Origin of the sequence: Rahnella sp. PAMC25617 (assembly GCF_050606005.1) — a bacterium.
In the GTDB taxonomy this organism is placed as follows: Bacteria; Pseudomonadota; Gammaproteobacteria; order Enterobacterales; family Enterobacteriaceae; genus Rahnella; species Rahnella variigena.
This window is the reverse complement of record NZ_JBOCUM010000040.1, coordinates 1-363: the sequence shown is the minus strand read 5'-3', so window position 1 is coordinate 363 and position 363 is coordinate 1. Positions and strand designations below refer to the sequence as shown.

Genomic DNA, 363 nt, shown 5'->3' with positions numbered 1-363 from the left:
AATCAGGCTCGCGACCAATGGAATGATCAGGATAGGCTTCAGGGCTTCCATACTTTGCGGTAATTTCAGCTTGCCGCTGATGGCTTTCGCCACATAACCCGCCAGGAAACCGGCGATGATACCGCCAAGGAACCCTGCACCCGTGCTCACTGCCAGCATACCGCCGATAAGACCCGGCGTCAGACCCGGACGGTCAGCGATGGAGAAGGCAATGAAGCCCGCCAGCACAGGCACCATCAGAGCAAAGGCTGAACCACCACCGATTTGCATCAGCGCCGCAGCCAGCGTGCCTTTCACTTCAAAGGCTTTGATACCGAACACGAACGAAAGCGCGATACACAAACCGCCCGCCACAACCATTGG

The 363-nt window shown here is 57.3% G+C and carries 1 pseudogene; it reads right to left on the bottom strand.

The features are described 5' to 3' along the window. Nucleotides 1-363 (bottom strand): annotated as a pseudogene (locus tag ACM615_RS23790) (PTS fructose transporter subunit EIIBC); the annotation flags it as partial.